The organism is Bradyrhizobium sp. SZCCHNS1022 (assembly GCF_032484835.1).
Classification (GTDB): Bacteria; Pseudomonadota; Alphaproteobacteria; order Rhizobiales; family Xanthobacteraceae; genus Bradyrhizobium.
In genome coordinates, this window is the sequence record NZ_JAUETT010000005.1 from 87628 (window position 1) to 109235 (window position 21608).

Here is a 21608-nt window from a genome sequence, read left to right on the forward strand (position 1 = left end):
TCGTCGGTCAAACAGTTTGTCAGGCCGGTCGAAGCCGGCGCCGACTATGCGTCCTCGAGGGCGTCGATCTCGTCGATCAGCTTGTTCTCGATGACCCGTGCGATGCCTGCGACCGTACCGCCCTCGAACAGGTCTCGGGGCATCAGCTCGATCTGGAATCGGCTGATGAGCTTCGGGATCATCTGCATCGCCAGCAGCGAGTCGCCGCCGAGTTCGAAGAAATCGTCCTCGGTGCCGACGCGGTCGAGGTTCAAGGCGGTCGCCCAGAATTCAGCGATCACTTGCTCGATCTCGTTGCTCGGCTCCATGAATCTGGCGCTGATGTCCGGCCGCACGCGGCGCTGCCCTGTCTCCTTCCGACCGCCATCAGGGGCATCGCGGGCCGGCTCTTCCGCGGGCCCGCTCATTGCTCCCTCAGCCGACAAATGACCGAGCTTCCTGCTGAGATTTTTCGACACAACGACCTGGGACAGGCCGCTTTGCAGGATCCGCATCAAGGCGTCGATCGCCTCGTCGGTCGCGAGGCCGTCGCGCAAACGAAGACTGCCCGAGCCCTTGAAGTCCTGCGCCAGGCGGGCCGCGATCCCGATCTCGCTCCAGATGTCCCAGTCGATCGACACGATCTTCGGCGGGCGCTTCGCGGCACGGCGGCTGACGGCGAATGCGTCCAGGAACGCATTGCCGGCCACATAGTCGACCATGCCGACTCCGCCGGCCACGGCACTGAGCGACGAGAACAGCACGACGAAATCCAGCGGCTCGTCGCGGAGCAGCTCGTCAAGGATCAGCGTCCCTGCGATCTTGGGCAACAGCACGGTGAGCGCGTCCTCCCTCGTTCGCGAGACGATGATGTCGCGGCCAGGCAGGCCGGCCGCGTGGAACACGCCATTGATCTGGCCGCACGCCCTGCGCGCGTCGTCAACGACGGCGCGCATGGCATTGCGATCGGCGACATCCGCCGTCCCGACGATGACGACTGCCCCCTTCGCCTCGATCTGACGGATGCGGGCCAGGATCTGCTCCACCCGCGAGTCGCCGTCAGGACTTGCCAGACAGTTGTCCCACTCCGCGCGCGGCGGCAATCTCGTGCGGCCGGTCAGGACGAGGCTGCCGGCCCCCATCTCCGCGAGCGCAGACGCCACCGCGAGGCCGAGGTCGCCCAGCCCTCCCGTGATCAGATATGCGCCGCCTGGGCGAATGATGGGCTTGACCTGGTCCGGCGCCTTCAGCGCGATCTTTTCGAACGCGGTGGTCCACGTCCGATCCTGTCGGTAGGCAAGCAGCGTCGGCGTGTCGTCGGCCGCGACATCTCCGACCAACCTGCCAACGAGATCCTCGTCCTGGTCTCCCGGCAACCTGCAGCTCTCCGGAAGGTCGAAGTAGAGACAGGAGATGTATTTGTGCTCGATCGGAGCAACCAGCCAAGGCCCACGCAGGATCGCCGCAGTGGGATCGACGATCTCACCACCGACCACGTCGACGCTTCGCGTTGCGGCGATCGCGATACGCGTCCGTCGTCCCGACTGGGTCCGGTCGATCCACTGAACCAGATACATCAAGCCGAAGAAATCCGTGTCGAGGACCGGGTCGATATTGTCGAGGTCGATACGCGGCGCATCGAGGGACCAGAGATAGACAACACGTTCTGGCGCGAACGACCGCCCTTCGAGTTCGCCGAACAGCTTCGCGAATTGGTCCGGGGTGACGCCCGACAGGGATACCTCGTTGCCAGAAACACCGAAGTCGCGGCCGCGCCTGACGACCACGACGTTTGCTCCGCGCCGGTTCAGATGGTCGACCACCGCGCCGCTCAGCCCGTTGGCGCCGGCCAGCACCAGCCAGTTCTGGCCGTCGAGCTGAACGTCGGCTGCCGAACGCCCTGCCGCGCTCGTGGATCGCCAATACGGGGCCAGGATGAAATCAGGCGCCTGGGATCGCGGTTCGGCCGGCCGCCGGACGTCCGCACGCGCTGGCCGGTCAGACCCCAGAGTGATCCTGTGCAGGATCTCCTCACCTTCGAATGGGTAGTTCGGCAACGACACCTTGACCCGTCGTTCATCGCGATATTGCGCGTCCCAGTGGATCGCGCATCCCGACATCCAGGCCTCGCCGAGCGCCTGGTTGAGAGATCTCACCTCTCCGGCGAGATCATCCGGACTCGGCATCGAGCTCAGGATCGCGGCACCGTCGGACTCGCGCAGGTTCTGGCGCGCCAGGCTCCAGAGCGCACGGCCGGGTCCGACCTCGATCAGCGCGCCCGGTTTGTTGTCCAGGATCGTCCGCACGCCTTCAGAAAACCGCACGGGCGCTCGCAGTTGCTCTCCCCAATATGCGGGATTGGTCGCCTGCTCCGCCGTGATCCACGTTCCGCTGACATTGGACACGTAGGGAATCCTCGGCGCACGGAGCGTGATCCCGCTCATGACCTCGACGAGCGGCTTCACCGCTCCGCTCATCATGGCCGAATGGAACGCATGCGAGGTGTGGAGCGCCGAGCACATGACGGCCCGCTCACGCAGCTTGGCCTCGAGCTCGGCGATCGCAGCTGCAGGCCCCGACACGACAACGGCCCCCGGCGCATTGATCGCGGCGACCGAAACATCGTCTCCCAACAGCGGCAGGACCTCGTCGAACGCCATCGGCACGACGAGCATCTTTCCAGCGGGCTGCTGCTGCATCAGGCGCCCGCGCAGCGCGACGGCCTTCAGCGCATCCTCAAGCGTCAACACCCCGGCGATGCAGGCCGCGGCAAACTCCCCGACGCTGTGCCCGATCATGCCGGCCGGCTCGACCCCGCGCGAGCGCCACAGCGCCGCCATCGCATAGCTGACCGAGAAAATGGCCGGCTGTGCGAACTCGGTCGACGTCAACCTTGCAACGGCGTCATCACTGGCCCCATTGCGCAGAAATACGATTTCGCGCAGATCCGTCTCGATGTGCCGCTTCAGACCGTTGGCGCAGTCGTCGAACGCCGAGCGGTAGGCCGGCTCCTCAAGATAGAGCGCCCGCCCCATGTCCAGCCGCTGCGTGCCCTGCCCCGGAAACATGAAGTACGCCGGGCAGTTGTCGCTGGAGGCCACCGCGCGTGCCGATGACGAACGCAAGGCGTCGACGGCCGAGACGCGGTCCTGGCACACGATGGCCCTTCGGATCCTGTGCAGCGGACGTCCCGTGGCGAGCGTGTGCGCGACGTCGGCAATCTCGACCTCCGGCTCTGCCGACATGTGGTCCTGCAGGCGATCCGCAAGACGCGTCAGCGCCTGCTCGCTCTTTGCCGATATGGGCAGCACGTGCCAGGTCTTGCGGGACGAGATCGGCCGCCGGAGCGGCGCCTCCTCGACGACGAGATGCGCATTGGTGCCGCCGATCCCGAAGGCGTTGACCCCGGCCAGCCGCGGCTTCTCGGAGCGCGGCCAGTCTCGCAGCGAGTTGACCACGAAAAACGGCGTCTGCTCGAAATCGATCTGCGGGTTCGGCGCCTCGTAGTTGATGCTCGGGGGCAAGCATTCGTTCTCGAGCGCCAGGATGACCTTGATGAGCCCGGCAACGCCGGCTGCCGTGTTGAGATGTCCCAGGTTGGACTTGACCGAGCCGAGACCGCAGAAGCCGGTGTTCGCGCTCGAATTGCGGAACGCACGGGTGAGCGAAGCGACTTCGATCGGGTCTCCGAGCGACGTCCCGGTGCCATGAGCCTCGACATAGCTGATCGCCGACGCGGGCACGCCCGCGACCGCATGCGCCTCCACGACGACCGACGCCTGACCTTCCAGACTCGGCGCCGCAAATCCCACCTTCGACGAGCCATCATTGTTGATGGCCGATCCACGGATGATGGCCCTGATATTGTCGCCATCGGCCAGTGCACGATCCAGCCGCTTCAACACGACGATGCCGACGCCGTCGCCAAACACGGTGCCGTTGGCACGATGGTCAAACGGCCGGCAATGCCCGTCCGCCGACGTCATGCCAGGAGACACCATATAGCCGAGCTTCATGAAGCTGCCCGGCGTGGCCGAAACGCCGCCTGCGAGCGCCGCCTCGCACTCTCCCGAGAGCAGGCTCTGACAGGCCAGATGGACGGCGACGAGCGAGGTGGAGCATGCGGTCTGCACACTCAGACTCGGTCCCCGCAAATCGAGCTTGTATGAGACGCGGGTCGACAAATAGTCCTTGTCGCCCCCGAGGAAGAACATCAGATCGGTCTCGAGCGACTCGAAGATGTCCTCGACGGATCCATGGGCTCCCGACAGCAGCCGGTTGCGAAGCGCGAGAAACTGATAGGCGTTCGGATTGACGCCGCCGAACACGCCGATATTGCCGTCGTAGCGCTTCGGATCGCACCCGGCATCCTCCAGGGCATGCACGGCGCATTCGAGGAAGATCCGGTGCTGGGGATCGATATATTCGACCTCCTTCGCACTGATGTTGAAGTAGCGGGCATCGAACAGCGTTGCTCCCTCGATCGCGGGGAATGCCCTGACGTAGTTGGGATCGGCGACCCTGTCCGCACTCAGGCCGGCTTCCTTGAGATCCTTCTCCGACACCTGCCTGATCGACTCGATCCCCTGCGTCAGGTTCGACCAATAGGTCGTGAGATCGGGCGCGCCGGGAAATCTTCCAGCCATGCCGATCACGGCGATGCTGTGTTCGTGGGCGTCCACCATCCTCTTCTCCCATTTTCCCCGGCCGATCCCGTCAATCGACCCAAATATCTAAGCCTCGACAAACACCTTCTTGTGCGCTCCTCCAAGATAGGCATGGAGAAGGACGTGCTGCGGGCCGAGCTGGAACTGCGGTCGATAGGGGGCGAAATCGACTCCTCCCAGATGAGCTAGGCCGATGCCGCAGTCAGGCGCGGCATCGTCGAGCAGCTGGCACATCATCCCTGCTTCAAGGAACGCAAACCGGAGGCTCTCACCGCCATAAACCGGAGCGATCGCATCCTGGTCGCAGATCAGGAACAGCGAAAACGACGCTCGCTTGAACACCGGGCGATTAATCGGAAGGTGCAACTCTGATGCCGACGGTTCATCCGGACTGATCAGCTCCAGGGCATGGCGATCGGGGTTGTAGTAGTAGCTTCCGTTTGCGATCCCCTCGACGCCTCTGGCCTCGGTCAACCGGTGAACGGCGACATAGAGCTGTACGGGATACAGCCCGCCCGCGGAGGCGTACCGATATTTGACCTTGTCCGCCGTGCCCCTGCTGCGAAGATGACACAAGAGGTCCGCGAGCGCGGCGGCATCGACCGGCGCATCCTCGAAGTCGCGCGCGCTGCTGCGGCGCCGCAGCACCGCATCATCCGGACCTCCGCCGGACAGCGCGACCGAGGACAGGACGCCCCCCGAACGAATTCCCGGCCGCCGGCTCTTGAACTCCCCGCGCGCGACCTCCGACTGCAGCGACGGGACAATCGGGTCGCGTTCGACGTGAGCCCGCCAGGAGTGGAGCGTCTGATAGATCCGCGTCAGGACCTGCCAGCTGTCCTCATGCTCGTCGGCGACCGACTGGGTCGGCAACTGGTCAGATCCCCGCCGCGCGAGTCGTCTCCTGCGGTTTTCACCGCGGAACTGGCTCCGGTCGAGATTGCCGCCGGCGTCGGCGTTGCGGAAGAACTGTGCGAGCGTCGCGATCGTCGGCCGCTCGAAGAAGATCGCGGCCGGAACATCGCGCTCGAACTTGGTCTGGAGAATTCTTCGGATCCGCATCAGCGAGATCGACTGGCCGCCAATCTCGAAGAAATTATCATGAAGGCCGGGGCTCTCGATGACGAGCACTTCGGCCCATACACCGGAGATGAAGCGTTCAATCTCGTCGCTCGGAGCCTCGGTCCCCTTGCCGGCGGACGGTGATGGAAGGACTTGAGGAAGCGCCATGCGGTCGACCTTTCCGTTCGACGAAAGCGGGAGCCTGTCCATGCGGACGAAAACGCTGGGGATCATGTAGTCGGGAATGCGATCCGCCAGCTGATCCCGCAGTGCCTCAACGTCGAATTCCGGCGGTGAAACAACATAAGCGACGAGGCGCTTTGCGCCGAACCGCTCCCCGACCATCACGACCACAGCGGCCCGCACCCCGGGACGTTCGAGCAGCGCCTGCTCGATCTCGGACAGCTCGATCCGATACCCCTGCACCTTCACCTGCTGATCGCGCCGGCCGAGGAATTCGATCTCGCCATCCGGCCGGTAGCGGGCGCGATCGCCCGTGCGGTACAAGCGCCGTCCGGTTTGAGGATGAACGAAGAAGCTCCGAGCGGTTCGCTCGGCGTCCCGCCAATATTCCCGCGCAAGCCCGAGGCCGCCGATATAGAGGTCGCCTTCGACCCAGTCGGGACACGGCGCGAGATCGTCATTGAGGATCTCGTAGAACTGGTTGGTCAGCGGATAGCCGTAGGGAATGCTGCTCCAATCCGACTCGATCGCGTCCACCCATTTGTAGTTCGACCAGATCGCCGCCTCGGTCGCACCGCCCATCGCCAGCACACCGAGCCCTTGCGCAACACGCCGTGCCTTGGCGGGCAGGCCAAGCGGAATCCAGTCGCCGCTCAGCATCGCGATCCGCAGGCTCGGAAGCGGCACCTGCGCCTCGATCGCCTCTTCAACCAGAAGATCGAACAGCGCCGGAACCGAATTCCAGACAGTCACGTTCCAGCGCCTGACCGCCGATGTCCATTTCCCCTGATCCGCGGTTTCTGCCCGGCCCGGAACGACGATCGCAGCGCCCGCCGACAGCGGCCCGAAAATGTCGTAGACTGAGAGATCGAAGCTCAGCGAGGAGAGCGCATACACCCGGTCGCTGGCGCCAAGCCGGCACCGTTCATTGACGTCGAGGACGGTGTTGACGACTGCCTCATGGGCGATGACCACTCCCTTCGGATGGCCCGTCGAACCGGAGGTGTAGATCACATAGGCGATGTCGGATGGATCGATCTCCGGCAGCCGTTGGTTCAACGCGACAACGTCGTCACTTTCCTTCATCACGACGACGCACGTTACGCCCGCCGGCCAGCCGGTCGCCTCGGCCAGCCACGGCTGCGTGAGGGCGATCCTGACCTCCCCGTTGCTGAGCATGAATTGGAGGCGCGCATCCGGGAGCCGCGCGTCAATCGGAAGGTAGGCGCCTCCCGCCCGCAGCACGGCGAGGACCGCGACGACCTGCTCCCACCCCTTGTCCATCACGACGGCGACGAGCCGGTTCGGGCCCGCTCCCATCGCCACGAGCCGGCTGGCTAAAAGGCGAGACTGGCGCTCGAGCTCGGCGTAGCTCATCTCGCAATCATCCGCCAACAGCGCCGGCGCCTGCGGCGTCGACTTGGCGCGCGCGAGAAACTCGTGATGCAAGGCGCGCGGCAGAACCGCCCTCGAGGTGGCGTTGACCCGCAGCCGGACCGCCGCCTGCTCGCCGGGCAGCTCCGGACGACAGGCATCCTGCCAACGGCGAGCATCTGCGGCGAGGTTGTTCAGCGATCTCAGATAGCTCTCGAACATCGCCTCCAGGAGGCCATCCGGCAATAGCGCGAACACCGCATCCCAGGCGACGTGCAGCCCATCCCTGCTTTCCGAGACCTGGCAGTCGAGAATGACTTGGGGGGTCTGCGTCAGATTGAAGCTCACTTCCGACGCGCCGAGCAACTCCTTCACCTCGCCGTCCGGCTCGCCGGCGCCCAGCAGGCTCGTGAACACGATCGGCATCAGGACGGGTTTCCCGGCCTGCTGCGACAACAAACGCAGAACCTGAACGCCGCTGATGGCGCTATGATCGAGATCTTGCCAGAGCCGGTCCTGCACACGCCGCGCCCGCGACGCGAACGACGTGGCGGACGCGAGATCGACGTCCAGCAGCGTCATCGACGTGAAGTCGCCGATCACGTCAGCGATAGCTGGATGCAGCGGCTTGCGATCGAACAGGATCAGATTGAGGGCGAACCGCGACAGGCCGCTGAACTGCGCCAGCACATCGGCGAATCTGGTCAGCAGGACGACCGCCGGCGTCACGCCCGACTGCTTGGCTTGGCGCTGCAGCTCCTGCCATGCGCTCGCCGTCACCGTCCTGGACATCCGTTTGAACTCCGGCCGATCGATGCGCCGGATGTCCTGCGTGAGTGGCAGCGCCGGAGCCGGCGGAAAATCCGCCAGCCGCTGTTCCCAATAATGTCGCGCGCGCTCCACGGCAGCAGCTCCGGCGCCTTGGCGCGCCAGGACATAGTCGCGGAAAGCGCAGGCCGGCCGCACAATTTGCCTCGCCGGATCCTGGTAGAACTCCTTGAGGTCTCGATTGAAGATCGAGAAGCTCCACGCATCTCCGATCAGGATGTCGAAGCTGACGAAGACACGGGTCCTGCCTCCCGGCAACACGGCTGCCCGGATTTCGAACAGCGGCCATTGAGAGACGTCGAACACCTGGTGGGACATTCGCCCACGCAAGGCGGACATGCGCCCCGCCGCCTCATCGGGCGACAGGTTACGCAGATCGTCGATCCGCACCTGAAAGGGCGGGACCTCCGGCATAACCTGCTGCTCTCCTGAGGAGAGGATGACCGCGCGCAGCATGTCATGTCGTTCGATGACCGATCTGACTGCCTGCTCGAACCGCCGAAGGTCGAGCTCGGCAGCATCGAACTCGTAGTAGCTGTGAGCGCCGATATTGCCGAGCGGGAATGCGCTGCCGCGGCCGGCCCAATAGGCCTGCTGGATATCCGTCAGCTGGAAAGGTCGAAACCGGGCGTCCTCATCCGGAACCAGGAGCGTCGTCGGATCTGCGACGGCCGCCTGTCCCGCCAGTTGGTCGATATGCTGCGCCAGCCTTTCGATGGTGGGCGCTTCGAACAGCTGGCGGAGCGACAGGTCTACTCCCATCTCCGATCGAATCCGTTCGACGAGGCGAAGGGCCTGCAGCGAATGGCCGCCGAGCTGAAAGAAGTTGTCGCGGATGCCGGGCGCGCTCCGGTGCAGCACATGAGCCCAGATCTTCGCCAGCGTTCGTTCAGTCGCGGTGCGCGCGACCACCGGCGCGGCGGAGCTCTCAGTGACGGCAGCGACATGGCTCGACAGCCTTCGCCTGTCGACCTTGCCATTTGCCGTGAGCGGCAGCCGGTCCAGGACCACGATCTCCCGCGGCATCATGTGCGGCAGCAGGCGAAGCGCGAGCCGATCCTGCAGCTCGCCACGCTTCAAGCGAAGATCGCAGACATCCTGCAGCCGCTTGATGTGGTGGAGATTTCCGAGGATGTCATCCTCGGACACGCCGAAGTCGATGAGACAGGCGATCTCGTCGACCCCGATCGCATGCAGACGCTCGGCGAGATCGGCGCAGCTGCTTGGCGAGCCGAGCAGCGAAATCTGCCCGACATAGCGCTTCAACAGCTCATCGAGCATCAGCTCGGTGCTCACATCGCTGGCTTCCGCAGCCAGATTGCTGGTTCCGAGTAGCCGCCTCCTCAGCTCCGCGTGCGAGGCCAGATACCTGCGCATAGGCTCTTGCGCGAGCGCAAGAGCAGTCTCATCAGTGTCGGCCACCAGCGTATGGAGCATCACGGTGACAACGAACCTGGCCGGATCGAAACCTTTCGACCGCAGCGTGCTGCGATAACGCGCGATATTGTCCGCCAGCTCTTCGATCGACTGGTTCAACAGTCCGGTCAGGACGTTGAGGCCGTTTTCCGCAGCGGATTCGAAGCTCCGCATCGAGCCTGATGTCGTCAGCCATGCCGGCAGCTCGCGCTGGATGGGACGCGGAAGCGTCCGCACGACAACCGTCTGTCCTGCACCGTTGCAGCGCTCGACGGCCTCGCCCCGCCAGAGCCGGCACACCTCGTCGATCATCGTCAACGTCTGCGCGGCCCGATCGGCATAGCGTCCGGGCGCGAAGACGAAATCGTCGGCCAGCCATCCTGGCGCAAAGGCCACCCCTGCCCTGCCGCCGGACAGATTGTCCACGACCGCCCATTCCTCGGCCACCCTGAGCGGTTCGTGCAGCGGCAGCACGACGCTGCCTGCCCTCAGCTTCACGCGCGTGGTCGACGTGGCAATCGCAGCCGCAAGGAGCGATGGGTTCGGATAGGCGGCGGCCACGTCGGTGAAGTGCCGCTCCGGCGTCCAGATTGCTGCCAGCCCGAGCTGATCGGCGCGCCGCGCACTGTCGATATAGAGACGATAGATGTCCGATGGATTGTCGTTGCCGCCGCCCTCGGCGAAGTAGAACAGCCCGAACGGCAGGGTCGGCTCGGCCGTCGCGGGCCGCTGATGAGGAACGACATAGGCGATGAGATGCCGGCCTGCGTCCTCACCGCCCGCCACCACAACCGCCTGCGCCACGTCCTCATGGTCCGCGAGCGCGGCCTCGATCTCACCGAGCTCGACCCTGTAGCCGCGGATCTTGATCTGATGATCGATCCGCCCGAGATACTCGAGATGACCATCGGCGCGATAACGCACCAGATCGCCCGTGCTGTACAGCCGCGTGCCGTCGCCGAACGGATCCGGCACGAATCGCTCGGCCGTCAGGTCGGGCCTATGCCAATAGCCGCGGGCGAGTCCGGCGCCGCCGATATAGAGCTCTCCAACGACACCGATCGGGACGACATTGTAATCCTCGTCCAGCACATAGAGGGCCGTGTTTGCGATCGGATGACCGATGACGACGTCCCGCGCCGGATCCAGCCTGCAGACCGTAGACCAGATCGTCGTCTCGGTCGGGCCATACATGTTCCAGACCGACGAGGCCATCTGCGCGAGCTGCGCGGGAAGATCGACCGGCATCGCCTCGCCGCCACACAGGCATTTCAGCGGCTGAGCCGGACGAAATTTCGCCTCGGCCAGCAGACGCCAGGTGGACGGCGTCGCCTGGACGATGGTCGCCCCGGACTCGTCGAGAACGCGCGTCAGTTCGAAGCCATCGACGGCGACGCGCCGTGGAACGATCACCACGCGCGCGCCTGTCGTCAGCGGCAGATAGATCTCGAGGGCCGCGATGTCGAACGAGATCGGCGTGACCGCAGCCAGCACATCGCTCGAATCGATCCCCGGCGCCTTCGCCATCTCGTGGAGGAAATTGATCACCGCTGCATGTGTCACCAGCACGCCTTTCGGCGTCCCGGTGGATCCCGACGTATAGATGACATAGGCCAGATTGTCGGGAGATGGACCATGGCCGACGGGAGCCGTGGCCGGCCTCGACTCGATATTCTTCCAATCGGCATCGATCAGCACGACGTCACCGTCATGATCGGGCCATGCGCCGACGAGGTCCGCCTGCGTCACCAGTACGGACGCCCCGACATCGGACATCATGAAGGCCAGCCGTTCCCGCGGATAGCTCGGATCCAGCGGCAGATAGGCCCCACCCGCCTTTAGAATGCCGAGCAGTCCGACCACCATGTCCGGACCCCGCTCGACGCATAGTCCGACCACGACCTCCGGCCCGACGCCGATCTCCCGGAGGTGATGCGCCAGCCGGTTGGCGCGGCCATCCAGGTCGCGATAACTCAGACGCTGGTCCTCATGGATAATCGCGACCGCGTTGGGCGTCAGCTCCGCCTGCCGCGCAACAAGGTCGTGAATGCACACATCACGCGGCACTGCGACCGTCGTCGCGTTCCATTCCTCCACCAGCCGATGCCGCTCGGTCGCGGGCAGCATGGCCAGCTCGGATAACCGCCTCTCGGGCGAGACGACCATCGCCTCGAGCAGTGCCTGGTAATGTCCGGCCAGCCGCTCGATCGTGGTGCGATCGAAAAGATCGCTCGCATACTCGATCTGCCCTTCGAGCGCATGATCCTCCGGCGTCATGTACAGCGAGAGATCGAACTTTGCGGCGGTCTTGACCTCCTCGTAGCGCGTCAGCGTCAGTCCCCCGAAGGCCTTGACCGGCAAAGCCGGCGGCTGAAGCGCAAAAAAGACTTGAACGAGCGGATGCCGGCCCGGGTCGCGGGACGGCATCAGCTCTTCCACGAGCGTTGCGAACGGCAACCCCTGGTGCTCATAGGCACCGAGGGCAACATCCTTGACCCGCTTCAGCAGCTCACGAACCGTCGGGTCGCCCGACAGGTCTGTCCGCATCACCACCGTGTTGACGAACAGCCCGATCAGTCCTTCGAACTCCCGGCGCGGCCGCCCCGCGATCGGTGTGCCGATCATGATGTCCAGCTGCCCGCTGTAGCGCTTCAGCAGGAGCTGAAACGCAGCCAGCAGCACCATATATAAAGTCACCTGCTCGCGCCGCACGAAGGCGCGCAACTTCTCCGCCAAGTCGGGCGACAGCGTAAAATTCAGCGCTGCGCCAGCGGAGCTCGTCGTTTTCGGCCTCGGCCGATCGATCGGAAGCTCGAGGGCCGCAGGCGCATCCCGCAGCCACATCTTCCAATAGTCGACATGCTTCTTCAGCGTCTCCTCATCCAGCGCGGTCCGCTGCCACTGCACGAAGTCGGCGAACTGGATCACCGGCTCCGGCAATGGCGATGGCTGCCGCTGGATGAACGCGTCATATAGCGTCGCCAGCTCGCTGATCAGAAGTCCCATCGACAAGCCGTCGGACACGATGTGGTGCATCGTGACGATCAGCAGATGCTCGCGGTCGCCGAGCCGGATGACCTTGGCCCGCAGCAGCGGGGCCTGCGTCAGAACGAAGGGACGGCGCGCCTCTTCCTCCATCAGGCGGCGACTTGCCGCCTCCCGCATATCCGCCCCGAGGCCGGACAGATCAGCCATGTCGATGTAAAACGGTCTGGGCGCATCGACCACTTGCGCGCCTTCCCCGTCCAGAGCCTCGAATCGCGTTCGCAACGTCTCGTGCCGACGCACGATCTCCTCAAAACATTGCCGCAACACCGTTGCGTCCAGCGTCCCGCTGAGCTCTGCTGCAGCACAGATGTTGTAGACCGCATCGTCTCCGAACAGCTGCCCGCCGAACAAGAGCGGCTTCTGCGCAGAGGACAACGGCAGACGTTCGCCGACGCGATGCCGGACGACTGGCTGGCTCGTTCGACCGATGCCTTCCTGTTTCAACAACCGATCGAGAAGCCGCCGTCTGTCGTCGGACAGAGCACCAAAGTCATGCTGCTTATTCACGACGTTCCCCAGCTTCCTGATGCTCGTCCAAGGCCAGCAGGCGGGACACTTCGTCGTCCGAAAGGCTGGCGACCCGCTCGAACATCTCGTCGATGATGGCTGCAGACCGGCGCCGCGCGCCGCTCTCCACCTGAGCCGCCACCTGCTGCACCATGCAGCCGACAGTTCCGGCCTCCAACACTCTGGCCAGCTCGAGCCTGATGCCGAGGCTGTCCTCGATCCTGTTCTGGAGGCGCGAGGCCATCAGCGAATCGATGCCGAGGTCGTAGATTGATCGATCCTCATCGATATGATCCGCCGGCATTCCGAGCAGCTCGGCAAGATGTGCCTTGAAGACATGCCGAACGGCCTGCTCCACATCGGCAGCGTCGGTCAGGCGGATCTCCAAGCTATCAGCCTCGCTCCGTACCGGACTGGTCCGAAATCGCCACTCCGCGACCATCGCGAGCTGCCCGGCCAGGAATTCTGCGCGGCATTGCTGACGCCGGATCTTCCCGCTTGTGGTTCTCGGAATCCTGTTGCGCCTGACCAGGACGATGGCGTGCGGCTGCAGCCCGAACTCTCGGGACAGGATACCTACGACAGCCTCGAAATCAGCCTCCGACGGCCTGCGTCCCGCATCGTCCAGTTCGTACGCGACAACCAGCCTTTCCTCTCGCTCCTCCTCGACCGAGAACACCGCTCCAAAGCCGGCACGAAGCCACGGGACCGCCGATTCGAGTACATGTTCGATGTCATAAGGATGAAAGTTTGCACCGCGAATGATCAGGAGATCCTTGTGCCGGCCGGTGACGAACAATTGCTCATGCCACACAAATCCGAGGTCACCCGTGCGCAGGAACTCCTTATCCATGCCGAGCGGACGCGCGCGAAACACCGTCAGGCTCTCGTCAGGACGATTCCAATATCCCCGGCCGACGCTCTCGCTGTGCAGCCAAATCTCGCCCACCGCACCATCAGGACAGATCATCCTCGACGCGGGATCGACGATCACCACCCGGTGACCATCGAGCACCGGGCCCGCGCCGATCAAGTCGACACCCTCTTGGTCGCGAGAAGGCTCTGCCACGCGACCGATCTCCAGCGAGGATCGATCGAAGCGCTGCGCGCTGCGATCGCTCCAGCTCTGTCCGCTGACCATCAGCGTCGCCTCAGCCAGCCCGTAGCAGGGAAACATCGCCTCTTTGCGGAAGCCGACCCGACCGAAGGCGGCGCAGAAGCTTTCGACCGTCTCCACACGGATCGGCTCCGCACCCGTATAAGCCGTTCGCCACGACGACAGGTCGATCGATCGCAACGCGTCACCAGCGAGCTCACGCTGGCAATGCTCATATCCGAAGTTCGGCGCACCGCTGATGGTCGCAGCAAATCTCGAAATTGCTTCCAACCACCGGACCGGACGGCGCAGGAACGAGGCGGGTGACATCAAGGTGACAGGAAAGCCTGCATACAGCGGCATCAAAATTCCGCCGATCAAACCCATGTCATGGAAGTGCGGCAGCCAGCTCACCCCCACGCTTCGTTCGTCGACCTGAGATGCTGCTGCTATCAGGCCAACGTTGTGTAGCAGGTTGCGGTGCGAGATCTCGACGCCCTTCGGGGAGGCCGTCGAACCCGACGTGTACTGAAGAAAGGCGAGGACATCCGGGTCGAGGTCCGGCTCGCGCCCCTGGTGCTCACTCTCGAGCGCCTCGGGAAACGACACGATGTCGAATGCGAGCCCTACCTTGCCGCGCGTGAGCTCTCGGCGAACACGCCCGGCCTCCGAGCCCCCCACCAGAATGACCGACGGACGGATGTCCGCGAGCGCCGCGCTCACGCGTCCAGCTCCACCGGAGAAGCTCGGAAGACTGAGGGGGACGGCAATGGCTCCGCCGCGAAGGCAGCCATAGAACGCGAAAATGAAATCCAGGCCGGGCGCAAAGATCAGCGGAATTGGTTGGCCGGAAAGCCCGCGCGATCCGACCCATGCGCTGATCCGGCGCGAACTCTCTTCAAGAGAGCGGTACGAGATCTCTCTGTACGCGGCGCCGTCATCGGACAGAAAGCGATAGGCAATGTCGTCCGGTTGACTGATCGAACGATGACGCACGAGATCATTGATCGTTCGAGATGTGGCGCCACGCAACATAACACCACCTACTTCCCCCGCCGGATGACGAACAATGCAAATCCCGCGGCATTCACGGTCGTCTTATGAGAGGTATTTTCGCTAAGGTTGCAACAGAGTCAATCGGATTTTTTCACAACTAATAGCTTTGCAGATCAATCGATCGCCAAGCGATGAGATCGGCAGTCGTTTTCTACTACAAAATAACAACACAACCCTTAATTGCTTGATGCAACTGAGAAAAAACGGGCCTACCGCGCAAGCTGCTCTGGGTGTCCGCGGCTTGCGAGACACAGCAGCGGACGAGATCAGTCCAATGGAGCCGGCCGGCTCGCGACGTGGCCCATGGCGTCACGGCTTCTTGAAACGCAGCCACTGCCTCGTCTGCCAGGAAGGCAGCAGGTCGCCGTAATGCCTCGACATCAGGTTCCCGGATTGGCCGGGCACGATCATAAAGCGGGAGGCATCGAGATCGGCAAGATCAACGACCATTCGCATCGTCGAGCCGAAATAGCTCGGCAACCTTCCAACATCGTTGGAGAAGGAGATCGCGGCATTACTGACGGTGTCGGTGCTTCCTTCGGCTGGCGGCTCGAAGTTGGACACGCCCGCAATGAGGGGCACGCGGGACCACAGCGGATGGGAAAAAATGGCATGGTGGGCATCACCCCAGCGCCAGCGGTCCGAAGGTTGACCGAGGCGCTCGACGAGCTGCGAGATAGCGAGGTCGAACGCTCTGGCAATCTTGGCGTCACACGCTTCGGTTTCGGTCGTCGCTGGATCGTCACACCAGTCCGGATGCTGCGTCAGGATCAGATAAATGACATCCGGATGGAAGCTTCCATAGCTCTGATAAAGGGACCCGAGGCGAGGCTGCAGCAATGACCTGTTCAACTCCTTGAGCCAGGTCGAGAAAATCAGCGGCTCGATGCGGTCGGCGGCCATCCGCGCGTCCCATCGCTGCAACAGGCCGGCGAGATCTTGCGACAGCGGGGTCGACAATTTTACGTCACGGAGAAACGGCACGAGTTGCCGCGCGGCCAATGACACCGTGTCATGCTGGATATCATCCATGTCGTCCGCGGAGAATGGCCGGTCCCGCCCAAGCAATTCCTTGATCCGCTCTGCACGAAAGGGCGGAATCCAGTCCCGCGCGAGAAAGGGATAGTCGCCCTCCTGCAACTTGTTGTTGGCGGTCACGATCACGCCGGTCAGCGGATTGAAGCTTGCCGGCAGATCGTCGAACGGGACAATTGCGCTCCAATCGTGCTTGCCGTCCCAGCCCGGCACCGGCAGCCAGCCGTCGCCCGCGGACCGGATCGGGATCCGCGCCGGCGCGATGAAGCCGATGTTGCCCGACGTATCGGCGTAGACATAATTCTGTTGCGGCGCGGTCAGCTTACGGAGAGCCTGACGGAATTCGTCCCAGTTCTGCGCGCGGCTCAAGCCCCACGCTGCTTCGGGAGAGGTGTCTTCGCTGCTGAGCCAGGTCGCCTGCAGCGACAGCACGTGATCTGCGGACGGAACCTGCTTTGCAAACTCGGCCAAGTCCGAGATCACGGGACCGTGCCTGGTGCTGCGGACAGTCATCGCGATCGGCGCTTCGCCCTTGACCGCGATGATCTCCTGGCGGCTCTCGAACGGCTCCGACCCATCGGGCGTCAGGTAGGCCTCACGGTTGGCGGCATCGAGCTTCTCTATAAAGAGATCTGCGACGTCGCTCCGGGTCGCGGTGATTCCCCATGCGATGTGTCGATTGTGTCCGATCAGGATGAACGGAGTTCCGGGAGCGCTTGCGCCGGTCAAGGTCTCCGTGGGGGTCTTCACGCGCGCCAGATACCAGGCACTTGGGATCCCGAATCTCAAGTGGGGATCGTTGGCGAGCAGCGGCTTTCCGGATGCGGTTCGCTTACCCGACAGAACCCAGTTGTTGGACGCCTCGAACGCACCGACACCGTCCGGCAGGCTTGCATAGATCTGCTCGATGGGAATGTGGTCAAGCTCGGCCCTCGTACGCTCGAGCACGACGGGCGCCGTTCGCGGGTAGGAGGGAAACAGGACATCGAGATCGGCCGGCGGAAGCTTGCGCAGCAGCTGAGCATGCAACAGCTCGTCCCTGAAATTTCCCGTCAGCTCGATATCGATCAGCTTTGCCCAGAGCAGGCAATCCTCAGGACGCCAGGGTTCGAAGCCGACGTTGAGCGCGTAATAATCCGGCGAGAGCGCTCGGAATCCTGACGCGGCATAGGCGTTCACCCCCTCCGCGTAGCTTCGCAGCATCGCCTGCACTGGCGCCGATAGCTGGCGATATTGCTTTTCGACCAACCCGCTCAGTCCGAGCGTCCGCATGAAACGATCGCTACCCAGACCGGCTCGACCGAACCACTCGGACAGGCGTCCTGCCCCGTACCTTCTCGTCAGGTCCATCTGGAACAGACGGTCCTGCGCATGAACATAGCCAAGTCCAAATGCGCCGTCATCGGCGGTCGGCGCCTCGATCGTCGGCAATCCCGCGTCATCGCGCGTGACAAGGATCGAAGCCTTCGTACCGGGCCTCACCAATGTCTCGGATGGTTGCGGCAGGCCACTGTACAACCAAAACAGGACGCCTCCAATTACAACCACACATATAAAGAGAGCCAACGCGACGCCAAAGAGGACCCTGCGCAGCACCGTTTTGCGGAAGCCTATCTTACGAACCGGCATCAGGTACTTCCGGCATGCGCGAGGTGTCAGCTCAGCCACGAAAAAACATCGCAGAGGTATGCTAATGATCTTGTGCACGCTAGAAATCAACCATAACCTCAAATTGAGTTGATCGACCGACCTCTTTCCAACAAGGACATCCAAAAATGGACAATGACGACGAGCATTCAGACCGTCTGTACCACGTCGTCGTCAACTCCGAGGAGCAGTACTCCATCTGGCGCGCCGATCGCGATCCTCCCAAAGGCTGGTCGATCGTTGGCGAAAAGGCCGCCAAGCCACAATGCCTCGACTACATCAACAGCGTCTGGACCGATATGCGCCCTCTCAGCCTGCGTCAGCAGATGGCTGCCGCGAAGCATTGAGGCTCAACCACCATCCACTCGCTTGCCCTGACAGGGTGTTGATGCGGTTCGACGACGGACTCGACTCCGCCTGAGCGATCGTCGGTCACCTGCCCTTGCAGATCTGCCACGGGACTTCGCACAAACGCGCGTTCTACAATTCAAACAGCGGGCACGACCAAGCTATCTCGCGACGGTCTCCGCCCGAGTTGTGTTTTCAAGCGAACTTCTCCTCTTAACGAAGAGGCGCAGGGAATGCCGCATATGCGTTAAGTTTATTCTTGAGTGTTGGAATCACACGTGATTCCAAGGGGGGATGGCAGACGAATCGCTTCTGAACGAGGACTGGACGAGAGTGGTTACGCAGCTGGGCGGGGCTGCGCAGCTTGAGATAAGTGCGCGCCAGACGAAGGCTTTCGTACGGCGGCGCCAAATTCCAGATGCGGTGTCGTTACTGCGGCTGATGCTGGCCTATTGTCTGGGTGAAAGAGGGTTGAGATCGACAGCCGCGTGGGCCGCTTCTGTTGGCCTTGCCGACCTCAGCAGCGTGGCGTTGTTCTATCGCCTGCGTCAATGTGGCGATTGGTTTGCAGTGCTGGTGGAGGATGTTTCGCGCCGTCGTGCGCCCTAAAGAACCCTGGTCCGCGATCATACCGCCGGTCGCGTGGCGCGCGAGCCTACGATTTTGCCGGCACTCCGGCAATCATCCGTGCTCAACTTGTCAAATAGCGTAGGCGTGAATTCGCGATCTCGCGGCGTGTTGCGCCCGAGCTTTGGATCAGTTCGGCCCTCGTCGGGTATCGGCTGATACCCGCGGTCCGCGTGCAGCAAAAAAGGCACGCGGCAGAACCACAGGTCAGCCCAATAACCGGCCTTCCCTGCGCAATGGTTTGAACGGGTTATACGTGCTCTCCCCGGGGATCGGCTGTCTTACCCCCGTTTTGGCGACAACGCTTGCGCGTTGCGCGGACACCAGCACGGGATGCCAGGACCACACGATTTCGCCGTGCCCAGATGGCGTACCGCAACGTATCGATGCTGCCGACCACACTATCTGGCGATGATTGCCTGCTGACCATTGGTGCGACGGGGGCTCCGCGTCCGGCACAGTCCTCGGACATGCCGATAGTTGAGTGCAGCGTCACCGTAATTCCGTCCCGAGTGGCCGGAAGCCTCTTGCATGCGATCGGGATGCCGGAGCTGATAGCCCGAAACGAGGACGAGTATTTTTCAGCCGCCTTGGCGTTCGCGACACAGCCGGGCCTGCTGCATGCGTGCAAAGCCAAGCTCCGACGCAACCGCATGACGACGCCGCTTTTCGACGTGGCCGCCTATACAGCGGCTCTCGAAAGTCTTTATGGCGCCATGTGGGAGCGCCACCGCTGTGGCGTCGCGCACACAACAATTGGCGCCGTTGCGATCTGACAAGGGCGCAAGGCTGTTATTCCCTGTGGCGATCCTGACGGATCAACCTGCAAACGGCGTGACACTGGAAGATGGCCTGCGGATCGCCAAACCATCTGCAGCCGCACGCTGATCGGTACCTACTACTTGCAGCGTACGGCCGAGGCGAACCACCCTACTCCCACGCGATCGTCCCCGGCGGCTTGCTCGTCACGTCATACACTGCCCGGTTCACGCCCGTGACCGCGTTAACGATGCACGTGGCGGCGGCGCCCAGAAACATCATGTCGAAGGGATAGAAATTCGCGATCATGCCGTCGGCCGATGTCGCTGCGCGCAGGCCAACGACGAAGCGGGACGGCAGACGTTGCCGCATCGCCGTCGCCCGTTCAGGCGCTCCTCCATCTGCGAAGATATCGCGGAGCTGCGAGCTGCAATCCGCTTCATCGCCTATCACCAACCAGGCGAAGATCGATCCTGCCGATCAGGTCCGAGCGAAACCTCTCGGCGGCGGCCATCGCGGCCATGGTCTGTCGCAATGTGCCGACGTTCGATCCGAGCGAGACGATGCCGCCCAGCACCGCGGCAATCGCCCCGAGGAGCGCGAGCGCATTGGACCCGAGCAGGCCCAGCACCGCGCCGAGCAGCAAGGCGGCGCCGCCTGCTATCACGATCTTCGAAGCCAGGATGATCTTGCGACACCGCTCGGCCGCTTCGGCAAGCTCCTCGATCCGCGCCTCGATCCGGGAGATCTGTTCACTCCGGTCGTCATCCTCGATCACACGAGCTGTCCTCCGCGATATCTCGCGCCAATCGCATGTCCGCGCGAGCCTACGACGCGTTCCGCGCCTTCGACCGCCGCTCGGCTGAGACCACGACTTAGCCGATATATTGCACAGCCGTCGTAATGCCCGCCTATTGCTTAAAACAGTGCTCCCGGTGCCACTTTAAGAAATGCGGATGTGGGCGATCCGACTGACGCCTCGGCGCAAGCGCCCGGCCCGTTTTGTTGATGATGGTTCGAACTCCTTCCGGATCATTCGTCTGACGAGAGACTAATATCTCCAAGTCGTCAGCCAGACCAATTAGACCGCGATCGAACATCCAGTGTGCCGTACCCGAAAGAGCGATTCCATTACTAACGATATCTGGCCCGTTCGCTTCCACTGGCCGGATATGTGCCGCAGCAACTTCGGCGCGTCCGCTTCCATTGATAAGCTTCAATCCTGTAATAGCGCAACGCTCATCGTAGGCGCGTAGGACCACGCGCCGGAAGATTCGATCGCGCATGACCCTTGAAACGGTGACGCTAATTCGCTCCCGCTCTTGCCCAAACCTAAAGGGCAGCTGCTCCTCGTCTAGACCGGATGATGGCAGATCACCATCAAACCTCGGCAACAAAGGCGTCTTCTCCGCAAATCCCAGTTCGACGATATTATGGAAATCACTCGGCGAGATTGAACGGACTGCCGATTGAGCACGCCCCGAAATCCGTCCCTGGTCGTTGAGAAGGCCTCGCTCGATCGGTCCAGCCGGCCCACTGAATGGAACTGGATTAGCGAAATCGAGATAGCTTCCGGGCTCAATCAACGCCACGTACATTCCGGAAATACTCGGATCAGGAATGATTTGGCTGACCTTCGCGACTGCAAAATAGCCCCGCGTCTCGGCGACCTTGCTCGGTTCATAATAGATTACCCAATCGCCGACGCAGGGCTCCGCGCGACTGAGATACTGGCCGGGAAATTGATACTGCTCGGCTGGACTGTCGTCGTAAATCGAGTCTAACCGGTGAACGAACACTCCAAATGCCATTGGATTTTCAGCACGGCCTCTCTGGCCTTATTTTCTCGTGACAACTTTCCAGAGATCTAGCTTTGACGCCACTTGTCTAGAGGGAGCAAGCTCACTACTCCCACTCGATCATCTCGCGCGCGACTAAACCACTGATCCTCAAGACTTTTGCCGAGATGGTGCCTC

9 protein-coding genes and 1 pseudogene are annotated in these 21608 nt (G+C 62.9%); 3 read left to right on the plus strand and 7 right to left on the minus strand.

The genetic code is table 11. The annotated features are described in order from the left end of the window. Nucleotides 1-44: 44 nt before the first annotated feature. The 4 genes from QX071_RS25860 to QX071_RS25875 all read right to left on the minus strand — a co-directional run bounded on the left by QX071_RS25860 (nucleotide 45) and on the right by QX071_RS25875 (nucleotide 18024). Nucleotides 45-4664, minus strand: a complete 4620-nt coding sequence (locus QX071_RS25860; RefSeq protein ID WP_315705400.1) for a polyketide synthase — start codon at nucleotides 4662-4664, stop codon at nucleotides 45-47. Nucleotides 4665-4712: 48 nt separating this feature from the next. Next, nucleotides 4713-13064 carry a non-ribosomal peptide synthetase gene (locus QX071_RS25865; protein ID WP_315705399.1) on the minus strand — a complete coding sequence of 2784 codons (8352 nt, stop codon included), beginning with the start codon at nucleotides 13062-13064 and terminating at the stop codon, nucleotides 4713-4715. Beyond that, nucleotides 13057-15195, minus strand: a complete 2139-nt coding sequence (locus tag QX071_RS25870; RefSeq protein WP_315705398.1) for an AMP-binding protein — start codon at nucleotides 15193-15195, stop codon at nucleotides 13057-13059. Before QX071_RS25870 ends, QX071_RS25865 begins: the two co-directional genes overlap by 8 nt. 330 nt (nucleotides 15196-15525) lie before the next feature. Then, nucleotides 15526-18024: a penicillin acylase family protein gene (locus QX071_RS25875; protein ID WP_315752403.1), complete on the minus strand. Its 2499-nt coding sequence runs from the start codon at nucleotides 18022-18024 to the stop codon at nucleotides 15526-15528. A gap of 2 nt (nucleotides 18025-18026) precedes the next feature. Between QX071_RS25875 and QX071_RS25880 the strand changes: the two genes are divergently transcribed. From QX071_RS25880 to QX071_RS25890, 3 genes are all read left to right on the plus strand, one after another. Continuing rightward, complete coding sequence (locus QX071_RS25880; protein ID WP_315705396.1) at nucleotides 18027-18245, plus strand: MbtH family protein; 219 nt, start codon at nucleotides 18027-18029, stop codon at nucleotides 18243-18245. Nucleotides 18246-18540: 295 nt separating this feature from the next. Next, complete coding sequence (locus tag QX071_RS25885) at nucleotides 18541-18855, plus strand: hypothetical protein (protein ID WP_315705395.1); 315 nt, start codon at nucleotides 18541-18543, stop codon at nucleotides 18853-18855. 383 nt (nucleotides 18856-19238) lie between these two features. Then, nucleotides 19239-19649, plus strand: a complete 411-nt coding sequence (locus QX071_RS25890; RefSeq protein ID WP_315731167.1) for a hypothetical protein — start codon at nucleotides 19239-19241, stop codon at nucleotides 19647-19649. Nucleotides 19650-19803: 154 nt separating this feature from the next. Here the strand turns inward: QX071_RS25890 and QX071_RS25895 are convergent. The 3 genes and pseudogenes from QX071_RS25895 to QX071_RS25905 form a co-directional block, all read right to left on the minus strand. Then, nucleotides 19804-19980: pseudogene (locus tag QX071_RS25895) on the minus strand (GMP synthase (glutamine-hydrolyzing)); the annotation flags it as partial. Nucleotides 19981-20071: 91 nt separating this feature from the next. Further along, on the minus strand, nucleotides 20072-20407 hold the full coding sequence (locus QX071_RS25900) for a hypothetical protein (RefSeq protein WP_315705480.1): 336 nt from the start codon (nucleotides 20405-20407) through the stop codon (nucleotides 20072-20074). A gap of 136 nt (nucleotides 20408-20543) precedes the next feature. Continuing rightward, nucleotides 20544-21443, minus strand: coding sequence for an HNH endonuclease (locus tag QX071_RS25905; protein WP_315705393.1), 900 nt, complete (start codon nucleotides 21441-21443; stop codon nucleotides 20544-20546). Between the last annotated feature and the right edge of the window lie 165 nt (nucleotides 21444-21608).